Genomic DNA, 24,584 nt, shown 5'->3' with positions numbered 1-24,584 from the left:
CCTCCGCCATCCTCCGCTGGCGCTTCGGCCCTCCGCTGCGCTTTCGGGTTCTGGCCCGTTCCGCTCGCCGTCTGAGTGATCGCCACGAAGGCCGCGATGGGCGCGGCCAATCCGGCAAAGGACCTCTCCCGATGAGCGACCATGACGACACCGAACAGCACACGCCATCTCCGTCCGACCTCGTCCTCAACGAATTGCAGCTCTTTGGCTACCGTCCATTCGACGACCAGCCCGATCCGAGACCCCTGCCAGAGGGCAAGATGATCGCCGGTGCCGTCGCCGATATTTTCGACGCCCTGGTCGCTACCCTGGGCGACACGCGGCTCGAGCCCGACCTTCCGGATCTGCTGTGGTCGACGGTCAACCTCTTCCATCGTGCCACAGATCGCATCGGACGGCAGCTCGATGACAACGAGCAGGCCCAACGCAAGAGCCAGCGCGAGCAGAACGGCTCGGAAGTACGATCGGTCGAGCTCGAGCGCCTGACGGCAGAAGGCATCACGCTGATCGAACGCCGCAACTGCCTGGAGCTCTTCCGCGATCAGGCCGTCGAACTCTTTGAGGTCCACACCGGCTCTTCCTGGCGCCCTCGATCGGGATCACTGGTCAACCATCGCACGCTCACCGCGGCAATGATCGACTCCCGCGACTTCATCGCAGCCAAGCGCCGCGCCGAAACCGAGGTCATGTTGCCTCCCGGACCGAAGGTCGCACTGACCGGCGGCTTCGACTGCAACGACCACCGCTTGATCTGGGATCGTCTCGACAAGGTTCACGCCAAGCATCCCGACATGGTCCTGATCCACGGCGGCTCGCCGAAAGGCGCCGAACTGATCGCCTCCAAATGGGCCACTAACCGCAAGGTGCCACAGATCGCTTTCAAACCGGACTGGACGAAGCATGCCAACGCGGCACCGTTCAAGCGCAATGACGCCATGCTCGAACTCCTACCAATTGGCGTCATGCATTTCCCGGGCACGGGAATCCAGGACAACCTCGCCGACAAGGCAAGACGTCTCGGCATTCCCGTCTGGAAGTTCGGTGACGGCGCGTAAGCGCCGTCTTTACTACCTGAACCACCGGGTGGAGTTGCATCGCCGCAACTCCGCCTCGTTTCGACTTTATGTCCAAAATTGCGCCGCGGTGGTGGTGGAAGGCGCGACCGTTACATCTTTGCATATGGAGCCACCACCATGCTCGCGCTTGGACTTGCCCTCAACGCCGTTGGCATTGGCTTGTTCTGCTGGCTGATCTTCACGCTAGCCGTATACGCGTTGCCGTTTTTTGTCGCAGTGAGCACCGGCATGATCGCGTTCCATAGTGGCGCCGGCATCCTCGGTGCGCCGCTTGTTGCCATTGCCGCCGGCGTGTTGGCACTCGCGGCCGGTCGAACCGCGCTTGCAATGACACGGTTTCCGATCCTGCGTGCAGCCATAGCGGCGGCTTTTGCCATCCCAGCCGCGATTGCTGGCTATCATGTGCTCTTCACGATGTCGCAACTCGGGATGCCATCGCCCGCTTGGTGTGAGGTCTCCGCTTGCCTCGGCGCGGCATTCATCGGCAGCACGGCGTGGACGAAGTTGACCGTCTTCGCGGAGCCCCGCCCGTTGGAGCAGGGCAGGGGCGCGCAGAGTGCGCCTCAGCCAGTTCTTTCGGCCGCAACACGCGACGGATAGTCCCTCGCCACCTGCCTCCTCGACCAAATTCGGGTAGGCCGGCGCGTTGAAGGAGGGATGGTCGAACTTGAGCGAAAAGTGGTCGCGTCCCTTCGGACATGACTTGTAGCAGGCTGCGTTATCTCGGCTCTGTCAATACAGATGCGATGGTGACGTCCTTCGCACGGAGCTATTTGTCGGCTGACAGTAGCGCCGTTTCCTGCACGTTGTTTCTTTCCCCCTGAACATTCCGACCTCTTGCGCATTGAAACCGAGACTAGCCAAGTCTTCTCCCGAGATTGTGGTTCAGCACGCAGACGCGCGTGGCCTCTTTGATGGCTCGATCTGGCGGCGAAGACCGGCTCCGCCTCGATCGTCTGAGCCGCAACGCCGTCGCTTGAGACTTTCTTCCCCTGGGCTACGCCCATTCCTCGCGAGGCAAGAAAGTCTCTACGACAGCGTCCTCCGCTGCGCTCCGGCCCGCAAGCGGGTGCGTCGCCGATCGTCCTCGGCCTGTAGATCGCCATCGAGGCCGCGGTGGTCGCGGGCTCGAAACACAAACAGGAGAAGTGACATGGCTACCATCGGTTCTTTCAAGAAGGTCGGCAACGGCTTCCAGGGCGAGATCGTCACGCTGAGCCTGCAGGCCAAGGGCGTCCGCATCGTCGCCGAGCAGAACCGCTCCTCCAACGAGAACGCGCCCAGCCACCGCATCTTCGTGGGCCGGGCCGAAATCGGCGCAGCTTGGTCGAAACGCTCCGAGGAAGGTCGCGACTACCTCTCGCTCAAACTCGACGACCCGTCGTTCAACGCACCGATCTACGCGAACCTGTTCGATGACGAGGGTGGTGAAGGCTACACACTGCTGTGGTCGCGGCCGCGGAAGAACGGCGAGTAAAGCTCGCTCCGCCCCGCCCGGGTTCTCCGGGCGGGGCTTCTGTTTGGTTCACGCTTGGCCCAAGCATGATGCTAGAACTCGAATGCGGGAAGCGCGATTTCTGTCGGTGAAGCCGAGCATCCACTGCCCAGTTACCAGCGGAGCACTCCAACCGTCGGCTGGCGTCGGCCTACGATTTGCTTCCGCGTCCAACCCGTTTGAGCAAGTCGCCCGGCTCCGATCCCAATGCTTCGGCAATCTGTCCAAGCACAGTAACGCTCGCCGCTACATCGCCGCGTTCGATCGCGCCGACGTAACGAGCGCTTAGGCCCGCGCGCTCGGCCAACTCCTCCTGCGTCATTTTTAGATCGTGGCGTCTCCGACGCAGGTTCACCGCCATGATCTCCTTGAGATCCATAGCGATATGGGAACCTGAGCCGGAACGATCGTTCTAGGAACGATCGTTCCTATTCGTCACAAGACGTGCTATTCAAATGCGCGGAGGTGGACCGACTTTCATCGACCCCGATGGGGATGCATTGCCAGATCGGACTGGCCGAGCTGATCAAAATAGGGCTAAAGTAAGTCCTTCGAACAACAACGGTCTGCAAGGAGTTAGAATCATTCGCTCTGTGGCGCTCGCATGAAACAACCACCGTCAGATCCCTTCGTAGCGGACGTAGCTCCGACGGACACCGTTCTCACGGTGTACGACGAGGAGCACATCATTACGTATTTGCGAATGCTCGATGCGGACGCGGAGGGGGCCGACTGGCGCGAGGTGGCTCAGCTGGTGCTAAAGATCGATCCAGAGCTCGAGCACGATCGCGCAAGGCGCGCGTTCGATACCCATTTGGCCCGCGCGAAATGGATGACGGAGCATGGATATCGTCATTTGCTGCGAGGCGGCGCGTCAAATCCGAATCTTTGAAACCCTTTTGTAGAAAAACTTGCTCTCGTGATTTCGGGTTCGATCTGATGCATCACGCGATGCAGGATCAGGGACTTCCTCAACTATTGCTGGTCCGGTTTATCGCACTTCAATCTTGCAGTGCGAAGGGGACACGAATGTCAAAGTTCGATTGGAGATCACCAAGTGCCTACGATCGAGTTGAAGAGGCGGACATCACAGGATTAGCCTGGGAATGCCTGCGGCGTAATCCCAACTTTCAAGCTGATCATCGGAGTACCGCGAAAACGATTCCAAACGTAAGCCCGGACTTCCGCCAGCGTTGGGGCTTGTGTTTTCGCCGCTGACCCTAGCCGATCCTACCTCGAGCAAACCATCTTCTGGGCGCCGGAGGTTCTGCCGACGGTCGTTCCTGTGCGGCCGGTTTCGCTCGCGGTCGGGCAATCGCGCGGCACACTAGATATCGGAGACTTGACCGAAGGGCAGCTGCGGCAAGGCCCTGACGGTTGGCACGCCGTGCTCCTTTTGCACAAGGTAGAGCATCGCGTTTGGTTCAAGGAAGCACCGGTCGTTGCCGGCACCTACGCTGTCGAACTTCCGCTCGACCGCGATTTTGAATTCCGTGCGGACGCCGGAAGGCGCCTCTGGCGAGCGCTGAACGGCAGGTCCCCAGGGCCGCCGCTGCATTCGCTTTCCACACATAGCCGCAGGCGGCTCGGGCTCGCCCTGCGTGCGCTTGATGCCCGGATCGACGGCAGCACCTACCGGGAAATAGCGGAAGTCCTGTTTGGTACTGAACGCATCGCCGAACGCGACTGGCGCACGCATGATTTGCGCAATCGGACCATTCGCCTGGTTCAGAGCGGCCTCGCGCTGATGCGCGACGGCTATCGCGCATTGCTGCGCCCGCCTTCTCGCAAGAAATAGACGCTCTTTCAGGGGTATCGAAAACACGACCCCTGATCTTCGGCATCCCCCTTCGAGGCTCTACTCCGCCATTGTGCCCGTCGATGCGCCGCCGACCTCGCTGGCGCTCCAGACGATCCCGGAGCTCTTCAGATGCCCGATCCTAACGCCGGCTTGCCGCCACGATACTTGCGCACGGCCGAGGCGGCCCGATTCCTCAGCCTTTCCGGCCGTACCCTAGAAAAGCACCGGACCTACGGTACCGGTCCGGCTTACCGAAAGATCGGCGGTCGGGTCGTCTACGCCCTGGATGACCTCAAGGCTTGGGCCGACCGCGGCACCAAGACGTCAACCAGCGATCCCGGCGCGGGCACCGTGCTGCCTGCAAAACGGCATGCACCCGTTCCTTATGCAGGCAAGGAGCGGCGCTGAGCGATGTCAGAAAGCAAATTCTCAATACGCCGGCGGCACCGTTCGGAGCGCGATCAGCTCGAGCTGTTCCGTGCATTGCCCGGCGATTTGGCCGCACGCGATGCGCAAGATCTGATGGCCTATCCTTTCTTCTCGCTGGCAAAATCCAAACGGATCATCCCGATCGATTTTCGCGCCGGACCGGTCGTCATCCGTGTCGAAGCCGTGTCAGAGCACGGAATGGCGACGATCTGGGACGCAGACGTTCTGATATGGGCGGCTTCGCAGATCGTAGAGGCTCGCGATGCCGGCTTGAAGACATCGCGTCTGATGGCCACCACCCCGTATGAAATCCTGACTTTCGTCGGCCGCGGCACCAGCGTGCGCGACTACGACCGCCTCAAAGCTGCACTGGACCGGCTCCAGTCGACGACCGTCGTGACCTCAATTCGCCAGCCGACAGAGCGGCGGCGGCATCGCTTCTCCTGGATTAACGAATGGAAAGAAACTGCCGATGCGCAAGGCAAACCCCGTGGACTGGAATTGATCCTGCCGGATTGGTTCTACACAGGCGTTCTGAACGATGCGCTCGTGCTGACGATCGACCGCGGATATTTCGATCTCACGGGCGGTCTCGAGCGTTGGCTGTATCGTCTCGTGCGCAAACACGGCGGGCGCCAAAGCGGCGGCTGGAGCTTTGATGTCGCGCACCTCCACGTCAAGTCCGGCAGCTTATCGCCGGTCAAGCACTTTGCTTACGACCTGCGTCAGATCGTGCGCCTGCAGAAGCTGCCAGGCTACGAACTCATCATCACGCAGGATCCAAATGGCGCGGAGCGACTGAACTTTGCACCAGTTGCGATCGATCCACTTACCGAGCGGTTACGAAAGCGCGGCCTCCTACCTAACGCGGGGGATAAGCTGTGAATTCACTCGTGCTATCGGGGACCACAACTGTCGTGCCATCAGGGACCGTATCCTCGTGCTATCGGGGACCGGAATCAGACCCAAAGTACTGGTACACTGTATCTTTTCGACTCCGTAACTTTACTAACAGGGAATCCTCCGGATTCCCTTCTAACGGACTTCAAGCGTCGAGCGCCGATCGGCGACGCGCGACGGACGGCGTCGCTTGCATTAATTCGGCATTCGGATCGCAAACTAATCCGATCAGCAATTTCCCCAACGATCGTGGCCTGCTGCCTCCCATAGGGCAGGGGCGAGCGCCTGGTCAGCCTTCGAACCGTCAGGATGTCGCTCGACGCGGAGGTGGATCGTGAACGACCTAACAACAGTTGAGATTCTGTGGCTCGAAAAGCGCGTTGAGAATCGCGTACGGTTCGGCCGTTCCGTTTCCGAGCGGATTGTGGATCGCAGCCGCCGCGTTTTGTCCTTCGCGCCTGGCAGCATCTTTGCGTTCGTACGTTGGACATCGAACGACTTCGGGACCGTTCTCTCCCGCGTCGATATCTTGCGTGCCGTAGCGCCTGGGCAGCGTTATTCGACAGTCCCCTGGATCAATCCCGGCGGCGAGATCTTGCTGAGGCTAACGGGCTGGCCGAAGGTCGAACGCGTGCTGCAATTGATCGATGCGGTCGAGGCGCTCGGCATCGATCCCTCCGATGCAGCCCCCGATTATTGGCATCACGTTCACAACCGCCTGTCGGTGAATGAAGCACCTCGCCCATACACCCGCTCTCGCCATCAAGCGTGGCTCCATCGTCGGAGGATCGAACCATGAGCGGCGGTTGTGGAACCATTCTTACGGCATTTGGAGCAACGGTTCTTCTCCTCTCCTCAATTGGAGGAACGGCGCCACGCTACATATGGAACGTCTCGAATAGCGTTCCAATCGGCCTTTATCGTGTCGAGCCCGTGGGCCAGTTGATCGTAACGGAACTCGTCGCCGTGCAGCCACCCGATCCACTCGCGGCATTCCTGGATCTGAATGGCTATTTGCCCTCGCGAGTTCCGATGCTCAAGCGGGTCTTGGCTTTGCCAGGACAGACCGTTTGCAGAAATGGTTTCACCATCGCCGTTGATGGTCTTGAAGTGGGACAGGCACGCAGCCGCGACGGCCGCAACCGACCGCTACCAGACTGGCAAGGATGCCGCGTCATCGGAGACGGCGAACTCTTTGTCATGAATTGGCAGTCGCTCGACTCGCTCGATAGCCGGTACTTCGGGCCCATACCCACATCCGCAGTCATCGGCAAAGCGGTGCCAGTTTGGACCGACGAGGAGTGATCGTGCACGTCACTTGCTCCCACTCGTCCGCTTTTGGCCGGCCCTTCTGCTCTCCTTCCCGGCCATATCTGAACGTCCGGGCAGGTCATATCCGTGAGTTGCCGGGATCGATCGCCAGCGAGGAGATGATCCGCGCAATTGCACGCCTCATTGCGGCGATTACGCCGCGCATGTGCGTGGTCGCGGCCTCGACGTTTCTCGGGACAGTGGCGTGCGCACAGTTGGCGTCGCGTATTGAACCGCTCGATCGATACGCCGGCTTCATCGCAGAAGCGTCTGATCGCTTCCGTGTTCCCGCGCGTTGGATCCGCGTCGTCATGCAGATTGAGAGCGGAGGCAACGCACGTGCGACGTCTCGCCTCGGTGCAATGGGGTTGATGCAAGTCATGCCGGGCACGTGGGTACAACTCAGCCTCCGCTATGGGCTAGGTCTCGACCCATTCGATCCGCGCGACAACATCTTGGCGGGAGCCGCGTACCTCAAAGAGAAGCATGATCGCTTCGGATCGGCTGGTTTCCTGGCAGCGTGTCATGCGGGTCAGTTGCGCTACGAGCAGCACTTGGCAACCGGCCGAGCACTTCCATCAGAAACTGTGGCTTACGTCGCGGCTGTCACGCCGTTGCTCGCCTCCGAGCAGCGTGAGCGTGATGTTTCGGGCGCGAGCGGCGTCGTTCCTTCGCGGCAGGCTCCGCTGTTTGTTGAGCGCGCGGGCGCACAGTGACGGACATTCGGTTTTCATTCGAGGCGCTGCAATACGATCATGACGCTAAGACCTTCGGGTTTGCCACTGAAGGACCCTCACTCACGCGGCAAGCGTTCGCGGCGGAGTGCGATATCAACGTGCTGATGGCATACGGGCGATGCCTTCGGCCCGCGCTCTACTCGTCGCTTCGCTCCTCACCGAGCCACCCTACGGGTGTCTCGGCCCTTCGGGTAACGATCGCTATCGCAAGCGCTCGCTTCGCTCGCAAAAGCGGGGCGCTTCGCAAGTCAACTGCCAAGTCGCGGCGGCTCTTTCGCAATGAATCGGCCACCAGCCGACGTTTCGGGCAGGCGCTATTGGAGGATCCACCGCAATGACCCGAACTGCATTTTGTCGCAAATCGCCGCGAGTACCGACAGTCTGTTGGCTTGGAAGTTGGGCCCTGGGAACCAGCGACCGAGGAGGGCAGGATAAAAGCCGCAAGGTGCGGCCGGTCGGTCGGTTGGGAAATGTCAGCAATCTCAATCATGCTCCGAACATTGCGAAGGACCGGCGCAACTTGCGAGTTTCGCCATGGCGCTGTTCTTGCTCGGTTTTCGACACCTTGCGGCGGGCAAGATGAGCCGCAACGACGATTTCCGCATCCGTCCAGGCCGTATCCGTTCGACGCGCGCGCCCAAGGCAAAATCGTTTCTCGCGCAGGCCCTCAGAGCCGCGCAGAAGGCAGGCGGTCTCTCACACGGCGGAGTTACTAGGAGTGGGTCCTTCGGGCGCGGCCGTGCGGCGAGCGTTGCCGCGGCACGGCTCCTCAACAACCGCGCCCGGGGCGCCATGGTCAAGGCACGTGTCGTACGCCGGACGCGGTCGCCTGGCGCACTGCGGGCTCATATCGGTTATCTCAAACGGGACGGTGTCGCGCGCGATGGATCGCCCGGCAAACTCTTCGATGCTGCCGGGGATGATGCAGACGGCCGGGCTTTCGCGGAACGCTGCGATGGCGACCGGCATCATTTCCGGTTCATCGTCTCGCCGGATGATGCCGCCGAACTAGAGAGCCTGCGGAGCTTTACTCGCGAGCTCATGGATCAGGCCTCGCGCGATCTCGGCACGCGGCTCGACTGGGTCGCCGTCGATCACTGGAACACCGAGCATCCTCACATCCACATTCTTATGCGCGGCCGCGCGGACGACGGTTCCGACCTTGTCATCAGCCGGGACTACATCGGGTCCGGCTTTCGGGCGCGCGCAGGTGACCTCGTGACCCGTGAGCTCGGCCCGCGATCAGAGCTTGAGATGCGGCGCGGTCTCGAGGCAGAGGTCACGAGCGAACGCTGGACGCGGCTCGATCGGGTGCTTGCCCGGGAAGCGGGCAGGGCAGAAGGGGTGGTCGATCTTCGCCCCGAACGTGACGCGGGGCGCGATCCGCTGCGGGAGATCCGGATTGGTCGGATGCGGACCCTTGAGCGGCTCGGACTCGCTGAGCCGGCCGGGCCCGCGCGCTGGGTTCTGGCGCCGGATGCCGAACAGCGCTTGCGCGCACTTGGGGAACGCGGCGATATCATCAAGCGGCTGCACAGGAGCCTGGCCAGGGATGGTACATCTCGCGCGCCGTCGTCCTGGGCGATCGAGGGCGAAGGCCATGGCGGACCCGTGATCGGCCGTCTCATCGCCCGCGGGCTGGATGACGAGTTAAGGGGAACAGCGTTTGCCGTGGTGGACGGGATCGACGGGCGTGTGCATCATCTGAAGCTCCCCGACATCGATACAGCCGGCGACGGTCCGATCGGGGGCATTGTGGAGCTCCGTCGTTTTGAGGATGCGAGGGGCCGGCCGCGGATCGCGCTTGCCGTCCGCTCCGACCTCAACCTCGACCAACAGGTAGTGGCCGAAGGGGCGACCTGGCTCGATCGGCGCCTCGTTGCCCGCGAACCTGCCGATCTCTCGCGAGCCGGTTTCGGTGCCGAGGTCCGCCGCGCGCTTGATCGTCGGATTGATGCGCTGGCGGAACGGGGCCTCGTGCGCCGGGACGGAGACAAGGTCATCATCGGCCGCAATCTTATCAGTACCCTGCGTACCCGCGAGCTCGATTCAGCGGGTGAGCGTTTGGCTGAAGAAACGGGGCTGGCGCATATGCCCGCCGAGGCAGGCGAGCCCATTTCGGGGATTTATCGCCGACGGCTGTCGCTTGCCTCCGGCCGCTTTGCCATGATCGACAATGGCCTGGGCTTCCAGCTTGTACCATGGATACCGTCCCTTGAGCGCGAACTTGGCAGGCAAGTAAGCGGCATCGCCGGTCCCGGCGGCGTCGACTGGAGCTTTGGACGCAAGCGCGATCTTTCCCTCTGACCCGCCGATCTCTGCGCTGCGGCGCGCGCGACCGCGACACCAGAGATATGGTCGTTGCGTGGGTGCACAGGGCGAGCGCTTCTGGGCCTATGTCCGCGACCAAGATACTCTGGGGGCAGCTGTTCCTTGTCTCGATCGTCGTGCTCGCCTTTGTTTGGACGGCGACCGAGTGGACGGCCTGGCGTCTCGCCTACCAACCGCAGCTCGGACCTGCCTGGTTCATGGTCGGGCGCTGGCCGATCTATCAGCCGCTTGCTTTCTTCATCTGGTGGTTCCAGTTCGACGCCTACGCGCCAAAAATATTCATCGAGGGGGCCTGCATCGCCGCAAGCGGCGGGTTCGCCGCTATCGGCATCGCGATCATGCTGTCGGTCTGGCGGGCAAAGGAAGCTCAGCAGGTGACCACATACGGCTCGGCGCGCTGGGCCGACGCACGTGAGGTCAGGCGGGCGGGCCTTCTGGGGACCGACGGCGTCGTGCTCGGCCGCTTTGATGGCCGATATCTCCGGCACGACGGCCCTGAGCATGTCCTTTGCTTTGCTCCTACCCGTTCGGGTAAGGGCGTCGGCTTGGTCATTCCGACTCTTCTTACTTGGCCGAACTCCACCATCGTTCACGACATCAAGGGCGAGAATTTCCAGCTCACCTCGGGCTGGCGCGCGCGCTTTGGGCCCGTGCTTCTGTTCGACCCCACCAACCAGGCAAGCGCGGCCTATAACCCTCTCCTCGAGATCCGCAAAGGCGACTGTGAGGTACGGGACGCCCAAAATATCGCAGACATCCTCGTCGATCCCGAAGGCGCGCTCGAGCGCCGCAATCATTGGGAGAAGACCAGCCATTCTTTGCTGGTTGGCGCGATTTTGCATGTCCTTTACGCTGAAGCCGACAAGACGCTCGCCGGCGTCGCCAACTTCCTGTCTGACCCGTCACGCCCGATCGAGACGACGCTGAATGCGATGTTGGCGACGCCGCACCTCGGAGAGCGCGTTCATCCCGTGGTGGCTTCGGCATCGCGCGAGCTCCTCAACAAGAGCGAGAATGAACGCTCAGGTGTTTTGTCAACCACGATGAGTTTCCTGGGGCTCTATCGCGATCCCGTCGTCGCCAAGGTCACGGGACGGAGCGACTGGCGCATCCGCGATCTCGTTGACGGACCCCGGCCCATCTCGCTCTTTCTTGTCGTCCCGCCATCCGACATCGCCCGCACAAAACCCCTGATGCGGCTTGTGCTTAATCAGATCGGACGGCGATTGACCGAGAGCCTGGACACCGATCGGCGACGACAGAAGCTGCTTCTGATGCTCGACGAGTTTGCAGCGCTCGGACGGTTGGATTTTTTTGAGAGCCAGCTTGCCTTCATGGCAGGCTATGGCATTCGCAGCTTTCTGATCACCCAGAGCCTGAACCAGCTCGAACGCGCCTACGGGCCGAACCACGCTATCCTCGACAACTGCCACATCCGGGTCGCTTTTTCGACCAACGATGAGCGCACCGCCAAACGCGTGTCGGACGCCCTTGGAACCGCGACCGAGATGCGCGCGATGAAGAACTATGCCGGGCATCGCTTAAGCCCTTGGCTTGGGCACCTCATGGTCAGCCGCCAGGAAACATCGCGGCCGCTGCTTACACCGGGGGAAGTCATGCAGCTCTCACCTAACGAGGCGATTGTAATGGTCTCGGGGGTGCACCCCGTGCGCGCCAGCAAGGTCCGATACTATGAGGATACGCAGCTAAAGCGCCGGGTCTTGAATCCATCCCGCGCCAATCCGGTCGCCCTGGTCGCGCAGGCAGACGATTGGTCAGGCCGTCCGCAAATCCCGCCCTCTGCCGAACTCCTCGCGAAGGTGACGCGGAGGTCCCGTGATCCTAACGGTGGCATTCGCCGTGAGCCCGAACTGCCGCAACACGAGGATGTCGTCATTGGGGTACCGCTGGCTGAGAACGAGTTCGATGCCGCGCCGGATGATGGTGACGCCGATGCCGTGCAGGCGAGGGCTCTGAGCCGTTCGATGCAGGGCATCGCACGTTCCGTCACCATCGACCCCGACGATCCGATGGATCTCTAGGCTAGTGAGCATGAAAAAAGTCCAGCTCAGCATCTACCTCGATCCAGAGACGCTCGCTGGCCTGGAGGCCTTCGCAAAGCGTCACAGCAAGCCCAAGTCGCTGGTCGCCGAGGCTGCCATCGCCTCCTTCCTTTCGCCCGACGAATCCGACCGAAGGGAGGCCGCGATCGCCAAGCGGCTAGACCGGATCGTGCGCGTGCTCGAACGGCTCGAACGAAACGATACCGTCACGCTGGAGACGATCGCGCTGTTCATCCGCTTCTGGCTAACGTCAACGCCAGCGCTGCCGGAGCAATCGAGCCCAGCAGCGCGCGCCAAGGGCGCGGAGCGCTATGATCGTTTTGTCGAAGCTCTCGGGCGGAGGCTATCCAGCGGGTCGACCATGCTGAAGGAGGTGAGTATCGAATCGCACGACGGGGAGAACGCCGTGCGTGGCAACGACGACGCCGGCGCCGGCGCGAGCTAATCAGCCCGCCGATCCCTTCTTTCGCTACGCCAAGGTACGATCGCTATCGTCGACGGTTGCAGCGCCAACGATGCTGCTCTTCTGTTGCCTCCATCAGACTCAATCACCCCTTGGCAAAATCCGTCGCACCGCAATCGTTGCGGCCTTGATCGGTGCGCTCAGAGTACGGAGAAGAGCGAAAATGCAGCTCCGCGGCGAACCCGAGTTGGAGGCCAGCCAGGCCGCGGTGGCAAAATCGCCACCTCACAAACGGAATTCCGCGGCAACCCGCAAGGTAACCGTCCGGATCACCGAGAAGATTCACGAGCAACTCGAAGCTGCGACTGAACGTCCGGGCGTGGGCAAGAGCATGATCGTGGAGGCTGCGCTTGCACAATTTCTGAATCCGCGCCCTCCAGAAAATGCGGTGCATGACGGTTTTGACGACATACACGCCCGATTCGATTCTCTGGAGCGCAATTTACGGACAATCGCTGAGACGGTCGCGCTGCATGCGCGATATCACCTCGCCGTGATGCCGCCGCTGTCGCAACAGCAACAGCGAGAAGCCTGCCAGCTCGGTGATGAGCGCTTCAAGGTCCTGGCCGAGCAAGTCGATCAGCGGGTTCAGCAGGACCGTTCGCTTATCCAGGAGACGATCGATCGCCTCAATGCGACACGATTTAACGGCTTGAAATCGATACTCGATCAGGATGAGACAGTCGACCTCAAGCCGACAGACACCCCAAACGGCGCCGGTTTGCGAGGCGATGCAAATATAAAGCAGGAATCATCCGCTGCCGCCCAGGAGGGCGGCAGCAATTCCAACTTTCGTCACCTCCCGAACGCCTTCTGCTGGCCGGCATGATCAAGCTGGATACGAAGACGCAATACGAGCGGCGACAAGCACCGAACCGGACGCGGATGAATGTCAACACGTCGATGATCACCTGAGCCGGAAGTGGTGGCGCCTGATCCTGGCCGCCTTCCTCCCATTTGCCGCTGGCTATTATCTTTCCTTCCTCTTCCGAACCATCAACGCCTCCATCTCTCCAGCGCTGGCATCCGAATTTGGACTTGATGCCGCAAAGACCGGGCTGCTCGCATCGGTCTATTTCCTCGTCTTCGCAGGTGTCCAAATTCCCATTGGCGTCCTTCTCGATAGGTATGGACCGCGTCGTGTCCAGGGCGTGTTGCTGGTGATGGCGGCCGGCGGCGCGACCCTGTTCGGGACCGCAACGGGATTTTCGGAGCTTCTGGTTGCGCGCGCCATGATAGGACTTGGGGTTGCAGCCTCATTGATGGCAGGGCTCAAGGCCGTGGTCATCTGGTTTCCCAGGGAGCGTATCGCCCTCGTCAACGGCTGCATGATCATGCTGGGGTCGCTTGGAGCCGTCACCGCAACGGCACCGACCGATTGGGTATTGGATTGGATCGGTTGGCGAGGTCTTTTCGAAGTCCTGACTTTTGCAACGATCGCCGTAGCTGCCTTCACTTACTTTGGCGTACCGGAAAGCTCCAGCAATGAAGCAGCGTCGACGACCTCCCGGCTTACTTTGTGGTCTGTGTATTCCGACGCGAGATTCCTGAGACTTGCGCCACTGTCGGCAGCCTGCATCGGCTCGTCATGGGCCCTGCAATCTCTGTGGGCTGCGCCCTGGCTTACGGATGTGGAAGGGCTTGATCGGCATAGTCTCATGACGCAGCTGTTCATCATGGCTCTCGCAATCAGTTTCGGAGCGTTGCTGCTGGGCGTGATGGCGGATCGTCTACGCAGACGCGGCACAACAACCGAAATCCTGATAGCTGGCATGGCAGGGGTGTTCATTGCGGCCGAACTTGCACTTATTCTCCGGGTGCCAATGCCATCGCTACTGCCCTGGTGTGCCGTGTCAGTTATGGGAGCGGCAACAGTTCTCAGCTATGCGATGATCGCCGATTATTTTCCGCAAGGCCTTGCCGCGCGAGCAAATGGGGCGTTGAACCTTGCACATTTTGGTTCGGCGTTCGCGGTTCAGTACGGGATCGGGCTTGTTGTCGGACAATGGGCACCTCAAGACGGTCATTATCCGGTAATGGCGTATCAGTTTGCGTTTGGTCTCAGTGCAGCCTTTCAGGCAGCCGCATTGCTCTGGTTCGCTGTGCCTTGGCTCCGAACGTTGAGCAGGCACCTTTACGCGTCGCTTACGCGGCCGTTTGCAGAGCGAGACAGCCAAGCGGAATTTGTCATGGTGCCCGTCGAGGGATCTATCCTCGAGGCGCGTGAGGCGGCGGAATGGTAGACTGGCCGGCCTGAGCCTGGTTTCCAAGCCGTCTTTTGCGGCGATCGGTGCTACGTTGGGATTTCGACATTCCCCACTTTTTCTTTTTCTACGCCAGGCCGCGAACCAAACATCCCGCTTGTTGCGCGAAGAGGTTTACTGCCTTTTCTAATTGATCCCACTGAGGTCGTTCAGGCGACTTCATTTGTGGGGACGGTGGTGACAATCCATTCCATTCAATCGGAGGCAATATCTCGCGGCGCGCGCATGCTGCGCACTGCACTTGGCCCCGCGATCTCGCGCTTTCTGGAAGATCCTTCAGTCGTCGAGGTGATGCTAAACCCTGACGGCCGATTGTGGATCGACCGTTTGTCGAGCGGTCTGACGGACACCGGTGAGATCCTGTCAGCGCCAGACGGGGAGCGCGTCATTCGGCTGGTCGCTCACCACGTGGGTGGTGAAGTGCATGCGGGTGCACCCCGTGTATCGGCCGAGCTACCTGAAACTGGCGAACGTTTTGAAGGTTTGTTGCCGCCAGTTGTTGCGGCTCCAGCGTTCGCGATCCGCAAACCGGCCGTCGCTATCTTTACGCTTGATGACTACGTCTTGGCAGGGATCATGACGTCAGAACAGGCTATAGCGCTGCGGCAAGCCGTTAGTTCACGCAAGAACATCCTGGTTGCCGGCGGAACATCAACCGGCAAAACGACGCTCACGAACGCGCTGCTCGCGGAAGTCGCCAAGACTTCCGATCGCATCGTTCTCATCGAAGACACAAGAGAGCTCCAGTGCAAGGCGCCAAACCTTGTCGCTTTGCGCACCAGGGACGGCGTGGTGTCGCTTTCGGATCTCGTGCGTTCATCCCTTCGCTTGCGTCCCGATCGTATTCCAATCGGCGAGGTCCGCGGGGCCGAAGCTCTCGACCTGCTCAAGGCCTGGGGTACCGGGCATCCCGGGGGAATCGGTACCATCCACGCAGGCAGCGCGCTCGGAGCCTTACGCCGGCTCGAACAGCTCATCCAGGAGGCGGTGGTTACGGTACCGCGCGCCCTGATCGCCGAGACCGTGAACGTCATAGCCGTTCTTGCTGGCCGTGGCGCTGATCGCCGCGTTTCCGAACTTGCTCACGTCGCCGGGCTCGGGACGTCGGGCGACTACAGCCTCTCAGCATCAGGAGACCAGTGATGAACTGCCGATCGCCTCTCGGCCGAAGGGCCGTTACGACCGCATCAATTGCGGCCTTCTGCCTGTTCGCTTCGCCGGCCTGGTCCGCAGGCTCGAATATGCCGTGGGAGCAACCGCTCAATCAGATCCTGCAGTCGGTCGAAGGCCCGGTCGCCAAGATCGTCGCCGTTATCATCATCATCGTGACCGGGCTGTCCCTGGCTTTCGGTGACACGTCGGGCGGTTTTCGTCGGCTGGTCCAGATCGTGTTTGGTCTGTCGATTGCGTTCGCCGCATCGAGCTTCTTTCTGTCGTTCTTCTCGTTCGGCGGCGGCGTGGTGATCTGATGGATGAGCAGATCCCAGGGTTTGTTGCCCCCGTGCATCGCGCCTTGACCGAGCCGATCCTGATGGGTGGCGCACCGCGGGCCGTTGCCATTCTAAACGGCACCTTGGCAGCCGCACTCGGTCTCGGTCTGCGGCTTTGGCTTGCCGGTCTTCTGCTCTGGTTCATCGGTCATATGGCCGCCGTTTGGGCTGCGAAACGCGATCCGGAGTTCGTCGAGGTCACGCGCCGGCACATCCGTATCCCTGGTCACCTCTCCACGTGAGTCCTTCCATGATGAATCTTGCCGAATACCGTTCCTCGAATGTGCGCCTGGCGGACTTCCTGCCGTGGGCTGCTCTTGTCGACGAGGGCATTGTCCTGAACAAGGACGGCTCCTTTCAGCGGACGGCGAAGTTTCGAGGACCGGATCTCGACAGCGCTGTGCCGGCCGAACTCGTCGCCGTCGCCGGGCGCCTGAACAATGCCCTGCGTCGCCTCGGATCCGGCTGGGCTCTGTTTGTCGAGGGACAACGGCATGCCGCGGGAGCCTACCCTCCGAACACGTTCCCGGATGTGGCGTCCGCCCTGGTCGACGCCGAGCGCAGGGCGCAGTTCGAGGAGGCCAGCGCCCATTACGAGTCCAGCTACTACCTGACTTTGGTTTATCTGCCGCCTGCCGAAGGAGCGGCCCTGGCCGAGCGGCTGCTTTACGAGGGCAGCAACCGGACCTTCGGTGCAGACGCGCGGGAGGCGCTGGCCGGTTTTGTCGATCGGACCAACCGTGTCCTGCAACTCATTGAAAGCTTCATGCCGGAATGTGGCTGGCTCGATGATCAGGAAACGTTGACCTATCTGCACTCAACGATCTCGACCAGGCGCCATCGGGTTCGTGTCCCCGAAATACCCATGTATCTCGACGCGCTGCTTGCCGATCAACCGCTGACGGGCGGTCTTGAGCCGATGCTGGGAGCGGCCCATCTGCGGGTGCTGACAGTCGTCGGATTTCCGACCGCGACCGTGCCTGGGATTCTTGATGACCTGAACCGTCTGGCATTTTCTTATCGCTGGTCGACGCGGGCGCTCATGCTCGACCGGAACGACGCCGTGAAGCTCGCGACAAAAATCCGGCGCCAATGGTTTGCCAAACGCAAGTCGATCGCTGCGATCCTGAAGGAGGTGATGACCAACGAGGCATCGGCCCTTCTTGATACCGACGCCCACAACAAGGCGATCGATGCCGATGCGGCCCTGCAGGAACTAGGCACCGATCAAATCGGGGAAGCCTTTGTTACGGCGACTGTCACGGTCTGGGACGGAGATCCCCGAGCTGCCGACGAAAAGCTGCGCCTAGTGGAAAAGGTCATCCAGGGGCGTGATTTCACCTGCATGATCGAGACTGTGAATGCGGTCGAGGCCTGGCTCGGCAGCCTGCCGGGCCACGTTTACGCCAACGTCCGCCAGCCGCCGATCTCGACATTCAACCTCGCCCATATGATCCCCTTGTCGGCGGTTTGGGCGGGCGAGGTGAGGGACCATCACCTCAAGGCACCCCCGCTGTTCTTTGCCAAGACGGAAGGGTCCACGCCGTTTCGGTTCTCGCTCCACCTTGGCGATGTAGGGCATACCCTCGTTGTTGGCCCGACCGGGGCGGGCAAGTCGGTACTCCTGGCGTTGATGGCCCTGCAGTTCCGCCGCTATCCAGACGCACAGGTCTTTGCCTTCGATTTCGGCCGGTCGATGCGCGCGGCGGCATTGGCCATGGACGGGGACTGGCATGACCTCGGCGGTGCGGTCGCGGGAGAGACGGATGAATTTGTGTCCCTGCAGCCACTTGCGGGGATCGATGAGGTCGCGGAGCGTGGATGGGCGGCAGAATGGGTCGCCTCGATCCTGTCGCGAGAAAAGATCGACGTCACCCCAGAGACCAAGGATCATGTCTGGACTGCGCTGACCTCGTTGGCATCGGCTCCTCGTCAGGAGCGGACCCTCACAGGTCTCTCGGTCCTCCTCCAATCGAATATCCTGAAGCGAGCGCTCCAGCCCTATTGCCTTGGCGGTCCCTATGACCGCTTGCTCGATGCCGAGAATGAGCACCTCGGTAGCTCATCGGTCCAGGTTTTTGAGACCGACGGATTGATCGGAACTGCCGTCGCGCCGGCCGTCCTGGCTTATCTGTTCCACCGCATCGAGAGCCGTTTCGACGGGCGCCCAACGCTGCTCATCATCGACGAGGGTTGGCTCGCGCTTGATGATGCGGACTTTGCCGGCAAGCTCCGTGAATGGCTGAAGACGCTTCGCAAGAAGAATGCGTCGGTCGTGTTTGCGACCCAATCGCTTGTAGATATCGATGGGTCAGCAATCGCGCCTGCTATCATCGAGAGTTGCCCGACCCGGATCCTGCTGCCCAACGATCGCGCTATCGAGCCGCAGATCATGACGATCTACCGGCGATTTGGGCTCAATGACCGGCAAATCGAAATCCTGGCGCGGGCGATTCCCAAGCGAGACTATTACTGCCAGTCACGCCGGGGCAATCGCCTGTTCGAACTCGGACTTGGCGAGGTCGCGCTTGCCTTCACCGCCGCTTCCTCCAAGGCCGACCAATCTCTGATCGATCGAGTATTGGCTGAACATAGCCGCGAGAGCTTCGTGAGTGGATGGCTGAAGGCCCGCGACGTCGCTTGGGCGACCGATCTCATCCCACACCTCGCTGAACTGGAGGCTTCTAAATGAACCGCTTCCGTCGTTTCGCTGCCGCTGGCGTGGTCGCACTTGCCGTGCTCGTCGGTCCCAATCCGGCCTTCACGCAGTTGGTTGTGTTTGATCCCAACAACTATGCCCAGAACGTTCTGACCGCCGCTCGAGCTTTGCAGCAGATCAACAACCAGATCGCATCGCTGCAAAATCAGGCGCAGATGCTGGTCAATCAGACCAGGAATCTCGCGAGCTTGCCATACTCGTCGCTGCAGCAGTTGGAGCTGTCGATCCAGCGTACCCAGCAATTGCTCGCCCAAGCCCAGCGCATCTCTTTCGACATCCAGCAAATCGATCGCGCGTTTTCTGCCACGTATGCGCCGGCATCCCCCGACGCTACGGACCAGGCGCTGATTGCGAACGCGCAGGTGCGTTGGCAAAACTCCGTTGCGAGCTTTCAAGACGCCATGCGGGTCCAGGCGACGGTGGTAGGTAACCTCGACACCAATCGCGCCCAGATGGCGGCGCTGGTTGGTGCGAGCCAAGGGGCAACTGGAGCGCTGCAAGCGAGCCAGGCCGGCAATCAGCTTCTCGCGCTTCAGGCACAACAACTGGCCGATCTCACGGCAACAGTCGCCGCTCAAGGACGCGCCCAAAACCTGGAATCTGCTCAGCGAACGGCTGCTCAGGACCAAGGCAGGGAGCAACTCCGGCGTTTCCTGACGCAGAGCCGAGGTTACCAACCCACAAGCGTGCAGATGTTTCACCAATGAGCGATTTCAGGGCGTTCAAGGCGCTGTCTCTCGGCGTGACAATCTTTGTCGTCGTGCTCGCTGCTGCTTGCACCATCCACCTGCGTGACGACGACAATCAGCCTCAGCCTGCCTCTTCGGTCGTCCGAGAAGGCGATCCCCAGACAGCCGAGCTCGAGCGATGTCGTTCAGTTGGATACGAGCAAAAAGACAGACTTGCCGAATGCCGAAAGGTTTGGGCGGAACAGCGCCGCCACTTCATAAGGCAGAACATCGACACTCCGCGCAATCCCGCCCGGCCCGATCCAGACGCCACACCGCCTGCGTCCGTCAAGGATCAGAGCCGTTTGCCGCCCGGTTTGTTTCCGGCACCTCAGCCGACGGAGCGATAGATGGGTGGTACAGGCATCATCGACCAGTTTCTGGAAACGTTCACCCGCTATATCGACTCCGGCTTTGGCCTGGTGGGAAATGAGGTCGGGTATCTCGCGTCCACGCTTGCAGCCATCGACATCACGCTGGCGGGCCTGTTCTGGGTCTGGGGCTCCGATGAGGACATCATCGCTCGCCTCGTGAAGAAGACGATGTTCGTCGGCGTCTTCGCCTTCCTTATCGGTAACTGGAATACCCTTGCACGCATCGTCTTCGAGAGCTTTGCCGGCTTAGGATTAAAGGCTTCTGGCACCGGCTTGTCATCGGCAGAGTTCCTCAGGCCTGGACGGATCGCTCAGGTCGGCCTGGAGGCCGGACGGCCGATCCTGGAATCGATTTCAAGACTGATGGGCTACGTCAGCTTCTTCGAGAATTTTGTACAGATCGTGGTGCTGCTGTTTGCCTGGATTGTCGTGCTGCTGACGTTCTTCATCCTCGCCATCCAGCTCTTTATTACCTTGATCGAGTTCAAGTTGACTACCCTGGCCGGCTTCGTGCTGATTCCCTTTGGCCTGTTTGGGAAGACGGCCTTCGCAGCCGAACGGGTCTTGGGAAATGTGATCTCGTCGGGTGTCAAGGTCCTGGTGCTGGCGGTAATTGTTGGCATCGGATCGACGCTGTTCTCCCAGTTCACCTCAGGGTTTGGCGGCAACCAGCCGACTATCGAAAATGCGATGGCACTGGTGCTCGCGGCTCTCTCGTTGCTTGGCCTCGGTATCTTCGGGCCGGGAATTGCCAACGGCATTGTATCTGGCGGTCCTCAACTTGGGGCCGGTGCGGCCGTCGGAACCACGATGGCCGCAGGTGGTGTGGTTGCCGCCGGAGCAGCACTCGCAGCAGGCGGGGCTGCTCTCACCGGCAGCATGGTTGGAGGCGCGGCGAGGGGAGGCAGCGCGCTCATAGGCGGCGCGGCATCCGCCTTTCGGACGGGCGCGCAAACCGGGGAGGCGGGCGCCACTTCGGCAGCGAGTCCCCTGCGATCGCTGGCCGCCCGCTTTGGCAGATCAAATGCCGCGGGCGATGAAGCCGGCGGCGCGGATGCGTCATCTGGAGGCGCACCCGCCTGGGTTCGCCGCATGCGTGGACAGGCGGTCAGTCATGGTGTCTCCGCGACGACGCAGGCGCTGCGGTCTGGGGACCACGGCGGTGGTGGGGCCTCCGTCGATCTCAGGGATACAGAGCGCTGAGATCAGCGCCATCGGCGCACCTCTCAGAACTCTTCAAACGCAGCAAACACCGCCCACGTCCGATTTCTCGTATGTCGAGGTCAAGCATGTTCAAACGATCCGCCGTTCACTATGGCCGCACACCTCAGCCGGTTACGCCTTACCAAAAAGCCGCGCAGGTTTGGGATGATCGGATCGGCTCGGCGCGTGTCCAGGCCGGGAATTGGCGCCTGATGGCGTTTGGTTGTCTGTTCCTCTCTGCTGGCTTTGCAGCTGCTCTCGTCTGGCAGTCGGCACAGGGATCAATTACGCCGTGGGTTGTTGAAGTCGACCGCCTCGGCGAAGCAAAGATGGTCGCGCCGGCAACCTCGACATATAAGGCGACCGACCCTCAAATCGCCTTCCATCTCGCCCGCTTCATCGAGCATGTCCGCGCCCTCCCCATGGACGCGATCGTGCTACGTGAAGATTGGCTTCGAGCGTACGATTTCACGACCGATCGCGGCGCCGCCGCGCTGAACGACTACGCCCGCAACAGCGACCCGTTCACAAAAGTCGGGAAGATCCAGGTCGCCGTCGAACTATCCAGCGTTATCAGGGCTTCGCCTGAGAGCTTCCGCATCGCCTGGATCGAACGCCGCTACGAGAATGGTCAGCTTGCCGCCACCGAGCGGTGGAGTGCCATCGTCAGCGTTGTCGTAGAACCGCCGCGCGACATCGATCGGCTGCGCAAAAACCCCCTTGGCATCTACGTCAACGCTATCAACTGGTCCAAGGAGTTTTGACAGTGACGTCGACAGACCAACCTTCACTGCGAATGAAAATGGGGAAGGGGTTTCCGGTTCTCCTGATCTGCGCATATGCCCTCGCGGGATGCACAACATTCAAACCTCCGCAGATCAGTTATGACGACGAAATCCCGACGCTGCCAGATCAGCCGCAGCTCACGGACGACCGACCGCGCCCCCTTCACGTCCCACCCGTTTGGACGCCGGCGCGCGGTGGCAAGGAGAAGGAAGCTGAAGCACCCGTTGATCGGATCGAAAGCGCCAACGATGCGGCCCGCATTCAACCTCGGAAGGCCGGATATTTCAACGCCGTGCAGGTGTTTCCGTATAGTCCTGGCGCGCTTTATCAAGTCTATGCGGCGCCAGGACAGATCACCGATATCGCGTTGGAGCCGGGTGAGCAGTTGATCGGCTCAGGACCCGTGGCCGCAGGGGACACCGTACGCTGGGTCGTTGGCGATACCGAGAGCGGCAGTGGCGATACACGGCGGGTCCATATCATGGTCAAGCCGACACGAGCCGCCATCGAAACCAACCTCGTTCTCAACACAGATCGGCGGACGTACCTGATCGAACTGCGCTCGCGTGAAAAATCATACATGCCATCGGTCTCCTGGTTCTATCCTGAAGACCGGGCCGCTCGCGGTCGTGCGCTTCCGCCAAAACCCTTCATTCCGGACGGCCCATCGGCGCTATCGATACGCCTTTGAGGGCGATACGCTGGGTCGTTGGCGATACCGAGAGCGGCAGTGGCGATACACGGCGGGTCCATATCATGGTCAAGCCGACACGAGCCGCCATCGAAACCAACCTCGTTCTCAACACAGATCGGCGGACGTACCTGATCGAACTGCGCTCGCGTGAAAAATCATACATGCCATCGGTCTCCTGGTTCTATCCTGAAGACCGGGCCGCTCGCGGTCGTGCGCTTCCGCCAAAACCCTTCATTCCGGACGCTGCCCATCGGCGCTATCGATACGCCTTTGAGGGCGATAATCCTCCATGGCGCCCCGTCAGCGCTTTTGACGACGGCCGCAAGGTCTACATCGAATTCTCGCCTGGTATCGGGCAAGGCGAGATGCCCCCACTGTTTGTCATCAACTCCGACGGGAAGACGGGACTCGTCAATTACCGGGCGTTCGGCAACGTCCTGATTGTCGACCGATTGTTCGCAGCAGCCGAACTGCGGCTGGGGGGCGAAGACCAGCAGAAGGTCCGCATCGTCAGAACCGACGGGAGAAATTGATGAGCAACACCGAACAGGGGCCCACGAACGGCGTTCGGCCGGGGCCCGAGGCAGAGATGGCGAGTTCTTTTCGGTTGCGGCCGGAGCGCCAGCAGGTCGCACGGCTCTCGCGCAAAGCGCTGATCGGGGGCACTGCTTTGGCGCTGATCCTCATGTCCGCTGCTGTTTTTCTGGCGCTGCAAACACGCGAGCGGGGTTCCGTCTCGGACGAACTCTACTCGACCGATCACCACAATGTGGCGGATAAGCTTGCAAGCCTACCCAAGGACTACGGCTCAATTCCCCCGGACGTGCCACGACTAGGGCCGCCTTTACCAGGTGATCTTGGCCGTCCGATTGTCGCGGCACAGACTCAAGCTGGCCCGCTTGCAGTGGATGCCGAGCAGCAACGAGCCATCCAGGAAAGCGAAGCTGCTCGTACCAGCAAAGTGTTTGCTACTACCGTTACCCGACCATCGCCTAGTCAAGCGCCGTCAGCCGAAGCGCCGCCAACGGGAGCCACTTCAACTGACGACGCATTTGCCCAAAACGGTCAGGATCGTAAACTCGCGTTCGTCAATGCATCGGTCGATCGACGCACCACTAGCCCTGACCGTCTGATGAAGCAGGCCTCCCCCTTTGTTGTTCAAGCCGGCACTATCATTCCCGCCGCTCTGATTACTGGGATTCGTTCCGATCTGCCCGGTCTGATCACGGCTCAGGTAACTGAGAATGTCTACGATACCCCGACAGGGCGGGCTCGTCTTATCCCGCAGGGCGCGCGGTTGATTGGGATCTACGATTGCCAGATTGCGTTCGGACAGTCACGAGTCCTCCTGGTTTGGACACGGCTCATCATGCCGAACGGGCGTTCGATCGTTTTGGAGCGCCAACCCGGCGTGGATGCCTTGGGATATTCCGGTCTTCAGGATGAGATCGATAATCATTGGAAAGAGATGCTCGGAGCAGCTGCGCTTTCAACCCTGCTCGCCGTGGGCACCGAGGCGAATTCTGGGCCGGACATTAGCAGCACCAACGGCGCCATCCTTCAAGCGCTGCGTCGTGGGGCAGGTGATTCTCTAAACCAGACCGGCCAACAGGTCGTTCGTCGCAATCTCAACATCCAGCCAACTTTGACGATCCGTCCGGGATTTCCCGTGAGAGTGCTCGTCAATCGGGACCTGGTGCTTGAGACTTACAAGGGATAA

26 protein-coding genes and 2 pseudogenes are annotated in these 24,584 nt (G+C 61.1%); 27 read left to right on the top strand and 1 reads right to left on the bottom strand.

Annotated elements, in window-relative coordinates:
* Positions 1 to 131: 131 nt before the first annotated feature.
* From ACVIJ6_RS37885 to ACVIJ6_RS37875, 3 genes are all read left to right on the top strand, one after another.
* On the top strand, positions 132 to 1,055 hold the full coding sequence (locus ACVIJ6_RS37885; RefSeq protein ID WP_444837231.1) for a DUF2493 domain-containing protein: 924 nt from the start codon (positions 132 to 134) through the stop codon (positions 1,053 to 1,055).
* Positions 1,056 to 1,193: 138 nt separating this feature from the next.
* Positions 1,194 to 1,676, top strand: coding sequence for a hypothetical protein (locus ACVIJ6_RS37880; RefSeq protein WP_444837230.1), 483 nt, complete (start codon positions 1,194 to 1,196; stop codon positions 1,674 to 1,676).
* Between the two features lie 553 nt (positions 1,677 to 2,229).
* On the top strand, positions 2,230 to 2,553 hold the full coding sequence (locus ACVIJ6_RS37875; protein ID WP_456776850.1) for a DUF736 domain-containing protein: 324 nt from the start codon (positions 2,230 to 2,232) through the stop codon (positions 2,551 to 2,553).
* Between the two features lie 169 nt (positions 2,554 to 2,722).
* Here ACVIJ6_RS37875 and ACVIJ6_RS37870 read toward each other — a convergent pair whose 3' ends face one another.
* A complete protein-coding gene (locus ACVIJ6_RS37870) occupies positions 2,723 to 2,950 on the bottom strand; it encodes a helix-turn-helix domain-containing protein (RefSeq protein ID WP_444837228.1) in 228 nt (75 codons plus the stop codon).
* A 225-nt stretch (positions 2,951 to 3,175) separates the two neighbouring features.
* Between ACVIJ6_RS37870 and ACVIJ6_RS37865 the strand changes: the two genes are divergently transcribed.
* The 24 genes and pseudogenes from ACVIJ6_RS37865 (at position 3,176) to ACVIJ6_RS37750 (ending at position 24,584) form a co-directional block, all read left to right on the top strand.
* Entirely contained in the window at positions 3,176 to 3,463 is a 288-nt protein-coding gene (locus tag ACVIJ6_RS37865) for a DNA -binding domain-containing protein (protein ID WP_444837227.1), read from the top strand.
* The gene (locus ACVIJ6_RS37860) at positions 3,400 to 3,789 is read left to right on the top strand and encodes a transcriptional regulator domain-containing protein (protein WP_444837226.1); all 390 of its coding nucleotides are present in this window, start codon (positions 3,400 to 3,402) and stop codon (positions 3,787 to 3,789) included. Before ACVIJ6_RS37865 ends, ACVIJ6_RS37860 begins: the two co-directional genes overlap by 64 nt.
* A 124-nt stretch (positions 3,790 to 3,913) precedes the next feature.
* Complete coding sequence (locus tag ACVIJ6_RS37855; protein ID WP_444837225.1) at positions 3,914 to 4,369, top strand: DUF2285 domain-containing protein; 456 nt, start codon at positions 3,914 to 3,916, stop codon at positions 4,367 to 4,369.
* A 132-nt stretch (positions 4,370 to 4,501) separates the two neighbouring features.
* Positions 4,502 to 4,780: a helix-turn-helix transcriptional regulator gene (locus ACVIJ6_RS37850; protein ID WP_444837224.1), complete on the top strand. Its 279-nt coding sequence runs from the start codon at positions 4,502 to 4,504 to the stop codon at positions 4,778 to 4,780.
* Positions 4,781 to 4,804: 24 nt separating this feature from the next.
* A complete protein-coding gene (locus tag ACVIJ6_RS37845; RefSeq protein ID WP_444837355.1) occupies positions 4,805 to 5,686 on the top strand; it encodes a replication initiator protein A in 882 nt (293 codons plus the stop codon).
* A gap of 349 nt (positions 5,687 to 6,035) precedes the next feature.
* Positions 6,036 to 6,500 (top strand): DUF2840 domain-containing protein, encoded by a 465-nt coding sequence (locus ACVIJ6_RS37840; protein ID WP_444837223.1) that lies wholly within the window; start codon positions 6,036 to 6,038, stop codon positions 6,498 to 6,500.
* On the top strand, positions 6,497 to 7,006 hold the full coding sequence (locus tag ACVIJ6_RS37835) for a S26 family signal peptidase (RefSeq protein WP_444837222.1): 510 nt from the start codon (positions 6,497 to 6,499) through the stop codon (positions 7,004 to 7,006). Before ACVIJ6_RS37840 ends, ACVIJ6_RS37835 begins: the two co-directional genes overlap by 4 nt.
* Positions 7,003 to 7,728: a lytic transglycosylase domain-containing protein gene (locus ACVIJ6_RS37830; RefSeq protein WP_444837221.1), complete on the top strand. Its 726-nt coding sequence runs from the start codon at positions 7,003 to 7,005 to the stop codon at positions 7,726 to 7,728. The genes ACVIJ6_RS37835 and ACVIJ6_RS37830 overlap by 4 nt, the downstream gene beginning before the upstream one ends.
* 600 nt (positions 7,729 to 8,328) lie before the next feature.
* A complete protein-coding gene (locus ACVIJ6_RS37825; protein WP_057198324.1) occupies positions 8,329 to 10,056 on the top strand; it encodes a relaxase/mobilization nuclease domain-containing protein in 1,728 nt (575 codons plus the stop codon).
* Between the two features lie 89 nt (positions 10,057 to 10,145).
* A complete protein-coding gene (locus ACVIJ6_RS37820) occupies positions 10,146 to 12,122 on the top strand; it encodes a conjugal transfer protein TraG (RefSeq protein WP_082529050.1) in 1,977 nt (658 codons plus the stop codon).
* A gap of 10 nt (positions 12,123 to 12,132) precedes the next feature.
* Entirely contained in the window at positions 12,133 to 12,588 is a 456-nt protein-coding gene (locus tag ACVIJ6_RS37815; RefSeq protein WP_057198292.1) for a hypothetical protein, read from the top strand.
* A 181-nt stretch (positions 12,589 to 12,769) separates the two neighbouring features.
* Entirely contained in the window at positions 12,770 to 13,435 is a 666-nt protein-coding gene (locus ACVIJ6_RS37810) for a hypothetical protein (RefSeq protein WP_057198294.1), read from the top strand.
* Between the two features lie 82 nt (positions 13,436 to 13,517).
* On the top strand, positions 13,518 to 14,849 hold the full coding sequence (locus ACVIJ6_RS37805) for an MFS transporter (RefSeq protein ID WP_057198296.1): 1,332 nt from the start codon (positions 13,518 to 13,520) through the stop codon (positions 14,847 to 14,849).
* 246 nt (positions 14,850 to 15,095) lie between these two features.
* A complete protein-coding gene (gene trbB / locus ACVIJ6_RS37800; protein ID WP_057198298.1) occupies positions 15,096 to 16,013 on the top strand; it encodes a P-type conjugative transfer ATPase TrbB in 918 nt (305 codons plus the stop codon).
* Positions 16,013 to 16,339 carry a TrbC/VirB2 family protein gene (locus ACVIJ6_RS37795; protein WP_021075728.1) on the top strand — a complete coding sequence of 109 codons (327 nt, stop codon included), beginning with the start codon at positions 16,013 to 16,015 and terminating at the stop codon, positions 16,337 to 16,339. Before trbB ends, ACVIJ6_RS37795 begins: the two co-directional genes overlap by 1 nt.
* A complete protein-coding gene (locus ACVIJ6_RS37790; protein ID WP_021075729.1) occupies positions 16,339 to 16,602 on the top strand; it encodes a VirB3 family type IV secretion system protein in 264 nt (87 codons plus the stop codon). Before ACVIJ6_RS37795 ends, ACVIJ6_RS37790 begins: the two co-directional genes overlap by 1 nt.
* Before the next feature lie 8 nt (positions 16,603 to 16,610).
* Positions 16,611 to 19,052 (top strand): conjugal transfer protein TrbE, encoded by a 2,442-nt coding sequence (trbE, locus tag ACVIJ6_RS37785; RefSeq protein WP_057198300.1) that lies wholly within the window; start codon positions 16,611 to 16,613, stop codon positions 19,050 to 19,052.
* Positions 19,049 to 19,786: a P-type conjugative transfer protein TrbJ gene (trbJ, locus tag ACVIJ6_RS37780; RefSeq protein WP_057198302.1), complete on the top strand. Its 738-nt coding sequence runs from the start codon at positions 19,049 to 19,051 to the stop codon at positions 19,784 to 19,786. The genes trbE and trbJ overlap by 4 nt, the downstream gene beginning before the upstream one ends.
* The gene (gene trbK-alt / locus ACVIJ6_RS37775) at positions 19,783 to 20,157 is read left to right on the top strand and encodes a putative entry exclusion protein TrbK-alt (protein WP_057198304.1); all 375 of its coding nucleotides are present in this window, start codon (positions 19,783 to 19,785) and stop codon (positions 20,155 to 20,157) included. The genes trbJ and trbK-alt overlap by 4 nt, the downstream gene beginning before the upstream one ends.
* Complete coding sequence (gene trbL, locus ACVIJ6_RS37770; RefSeq protein WP_057198307.1) at positions 20,158 to 21,384, top strand: P-type conjugative transfer protein TrbL; 1,227 nt, start codon at positions 20,158 to 20,160, stop codon at positions 21,382 to 21,384.
* An 86-nt stretch (positions 21,385 to 21,470) separates the two neighbouring features.
* On the top strand, positions 21,471 to 22,148 hold the full coding sequence (gene trbF, locus ACVIJ6_RS37765) for a conjugal transfer protein TrbF (RefSeq protein ID WP_057198309.1): 678 nt from the start codon (positions 21,471 to 21,473) through the stop codon (positions 22,146 to 22,148).
* A gap of 32 nt (positions 22,149 to 22,180) precedes the next feature.
* Positions 22,181 to 22,871, top strand: a pseudogene (locus ACVIJ6_RS37760) (TrbG/VirB9 family P-type conjugative transfer protein); the annotation flags it as partial.
* Positions 22,870 to 23,397, top strand: a pseudogene (gene trbG, locus ACVIJ6_RS37755) (P-type conjugative transfer protein TrbG); the annotation flags it as partial. The pseudogenes ACVIJ6_RS37760 and trbG, both read left to right, overlap by 2 nt.
* Entirely contained in the window at positions 23,397 to 24,584 is a 1,188-nt protein-coding gene (locus tag ACVIJ6_RS37750) for a TrbI/VirB10 family protein (protein ID WP_057198313.1), read from the top strand. The pseudogene trbG and the gene ACVIJ6_RS37750, both read left to right, overlap by 1 nt.

It is taken from the genome of Bradyrhizobium sp. USDA 4369 (assembly GCF_054056435.1).
Note: the sequence above shows the minus strand (reverse complement) of the source record. Positions and strands in the feature narration are given on the sequence as shown.

Bases quoted from the DNA above. Each gene is read 5' to 3' on its own strand.
- ACVIJ6_RS37850 (WP_444837224.1), top strand. From the start codon at position 4,502: ATGCCCGATCCTAACGCCGGCTTGCCGCCACGATACTTGCGCACGGCC.
- ACVIJ6_RS37870 (WP_444837228.1), bottom strand. From the start codon at position 2,950: ATGGATCTCAAGGAGATCATGGCGGTGAACCTGCGTCGGAGACGCCAC.
- ACVIJ6_RS37835 (WP_444837222.1), top strand. From the start codon at position 6,497: ATGAGCGGCGGTTGTGGAACCATTCTTACGGCATTTGGAGCAACGGTT.
- ACVIJ6_RS37860 (WP_444837226.1), top strand. From the start codon at position 3,400: ATGGATGACGGAGCATGGATATCGTCATTTGCTGCGAGGCGGCGCGTC.
- ACVIJ6_RS37750 (WP_057198313.1), top strand. From the start codon at position 23,397: ATGAGCAACACCGAACAGGGGCCCACGAACGGCGTTCGGCCGGGGCCC.
- ACVIJ6_RS37885 (WP_444837231.1), top strand. From the start codon at position 132: ATGAGCGACCATGACGACACCGAACAGCACACGCCATCTCCGTCCGAC.
- trbE (WP_057198300.1), top strand. From the start codon at position 16,611: ATGATGAATCTTGCCGAATACCGTTCCTCGAATGTGCGCCTGGCGGAC.
- ACVIJ6_RS37825 (WP_057198324.1), top strand. From the start codon at position 8,329: ATGAGCCGCAACGACGATTTCCGCATCCGTCCAGGCCGTATCCGTTCG.
- trbB (WP_057198298.1), top strand. From the start codon at position 15,096: ATGCTGCGCACTGCACTTGGCCCCGCGATCTCGCGCTTTCTGGAAGAT.
- trbL (WP_057198307.1), top strand. From the start codon at position 20,158: ATGGGTGGTACAGGCATCATCGACCAGTTTCTGGAAACGTTCACCCGC.
- ACVIJ6_RS37880 (WP_444837230.1), top strand. From the start codon at position 1,194: ATGCTCGCGCTTGGACTTGCCCTCAACGCCGTTGGCATTGGCTTGTTC.
- ACVIJ6_RS37795 (WP_021075728.1), top strand. From the start codon at position 16,013: ATGAACTGCCGATCGCCTCTCGGCCGAAGGGCCGTTACGACCGCATCA.
- trbJ (WP_057198302.1), top strand. From the start codon at position 19,049: ATGAACCGCTTCCGTCGTTTCGCTGCCGCTGGCGTGGTCGCACTTGCC.
- ACVIJ6_RS37875 (WP_456776850.1), top strand. From the start codon at position 2,230: ATGGCTACCATCGGTTCTTTCAAGAAGGTCGGCAACGGCTTCCAGGGC.
- ACVIJ6_RS37815 (WP_057198292.1), top strand. From the start codon at position 12,133: ATGAAAAAAGTCCAGCTCAGCATCTACCTCGATCCAGAGACGCTCGCT.
- trbF (WP_057198309.1), top strand. From the start codon at position 21,471: ATGTTCAAACGATCCGCCGTTCACTATGGCCGCACACCTCAGCCGGTT.
- ACVIJ6_RS37790 (WP_021075729.1), top strand. From the start codon at position 16,339: ATGGATGAGCAGATCCCAGGGTTTGTTGCCCCCGTGCATCGCGCCTTG.
- ACVIJ6_RS37820 (WP_082529050.1), top strand. From the start codon at position 10,146: ATGTCCGCGACCAAGATACTCTGGGGGCAGCTGTTCCTTGTCTCGATC.
- ACVIJ6_RS37865 (WP_444837227.1), top strand. From the start codon at position 3,176: ATGAAACAACCACCGTCAGATCCCTTCGTAGCGGACGTAGCTCCGACG.
- trbK-alt (WP_057198304.1), top strand. From the start codon at position 19,783: ATGAGCGATTTCAGGGCGTTCAAGGCGCTGTCTCTCGGCGTGACAATC.
- ACVIJ6_RS37810 (WP_057198294.1), top strand. From the start codon at position 12,770: ATGCAGCTCCGCGGCGAACCCGAGTTGGAGGCCAGCCAGGCCGCGGTG.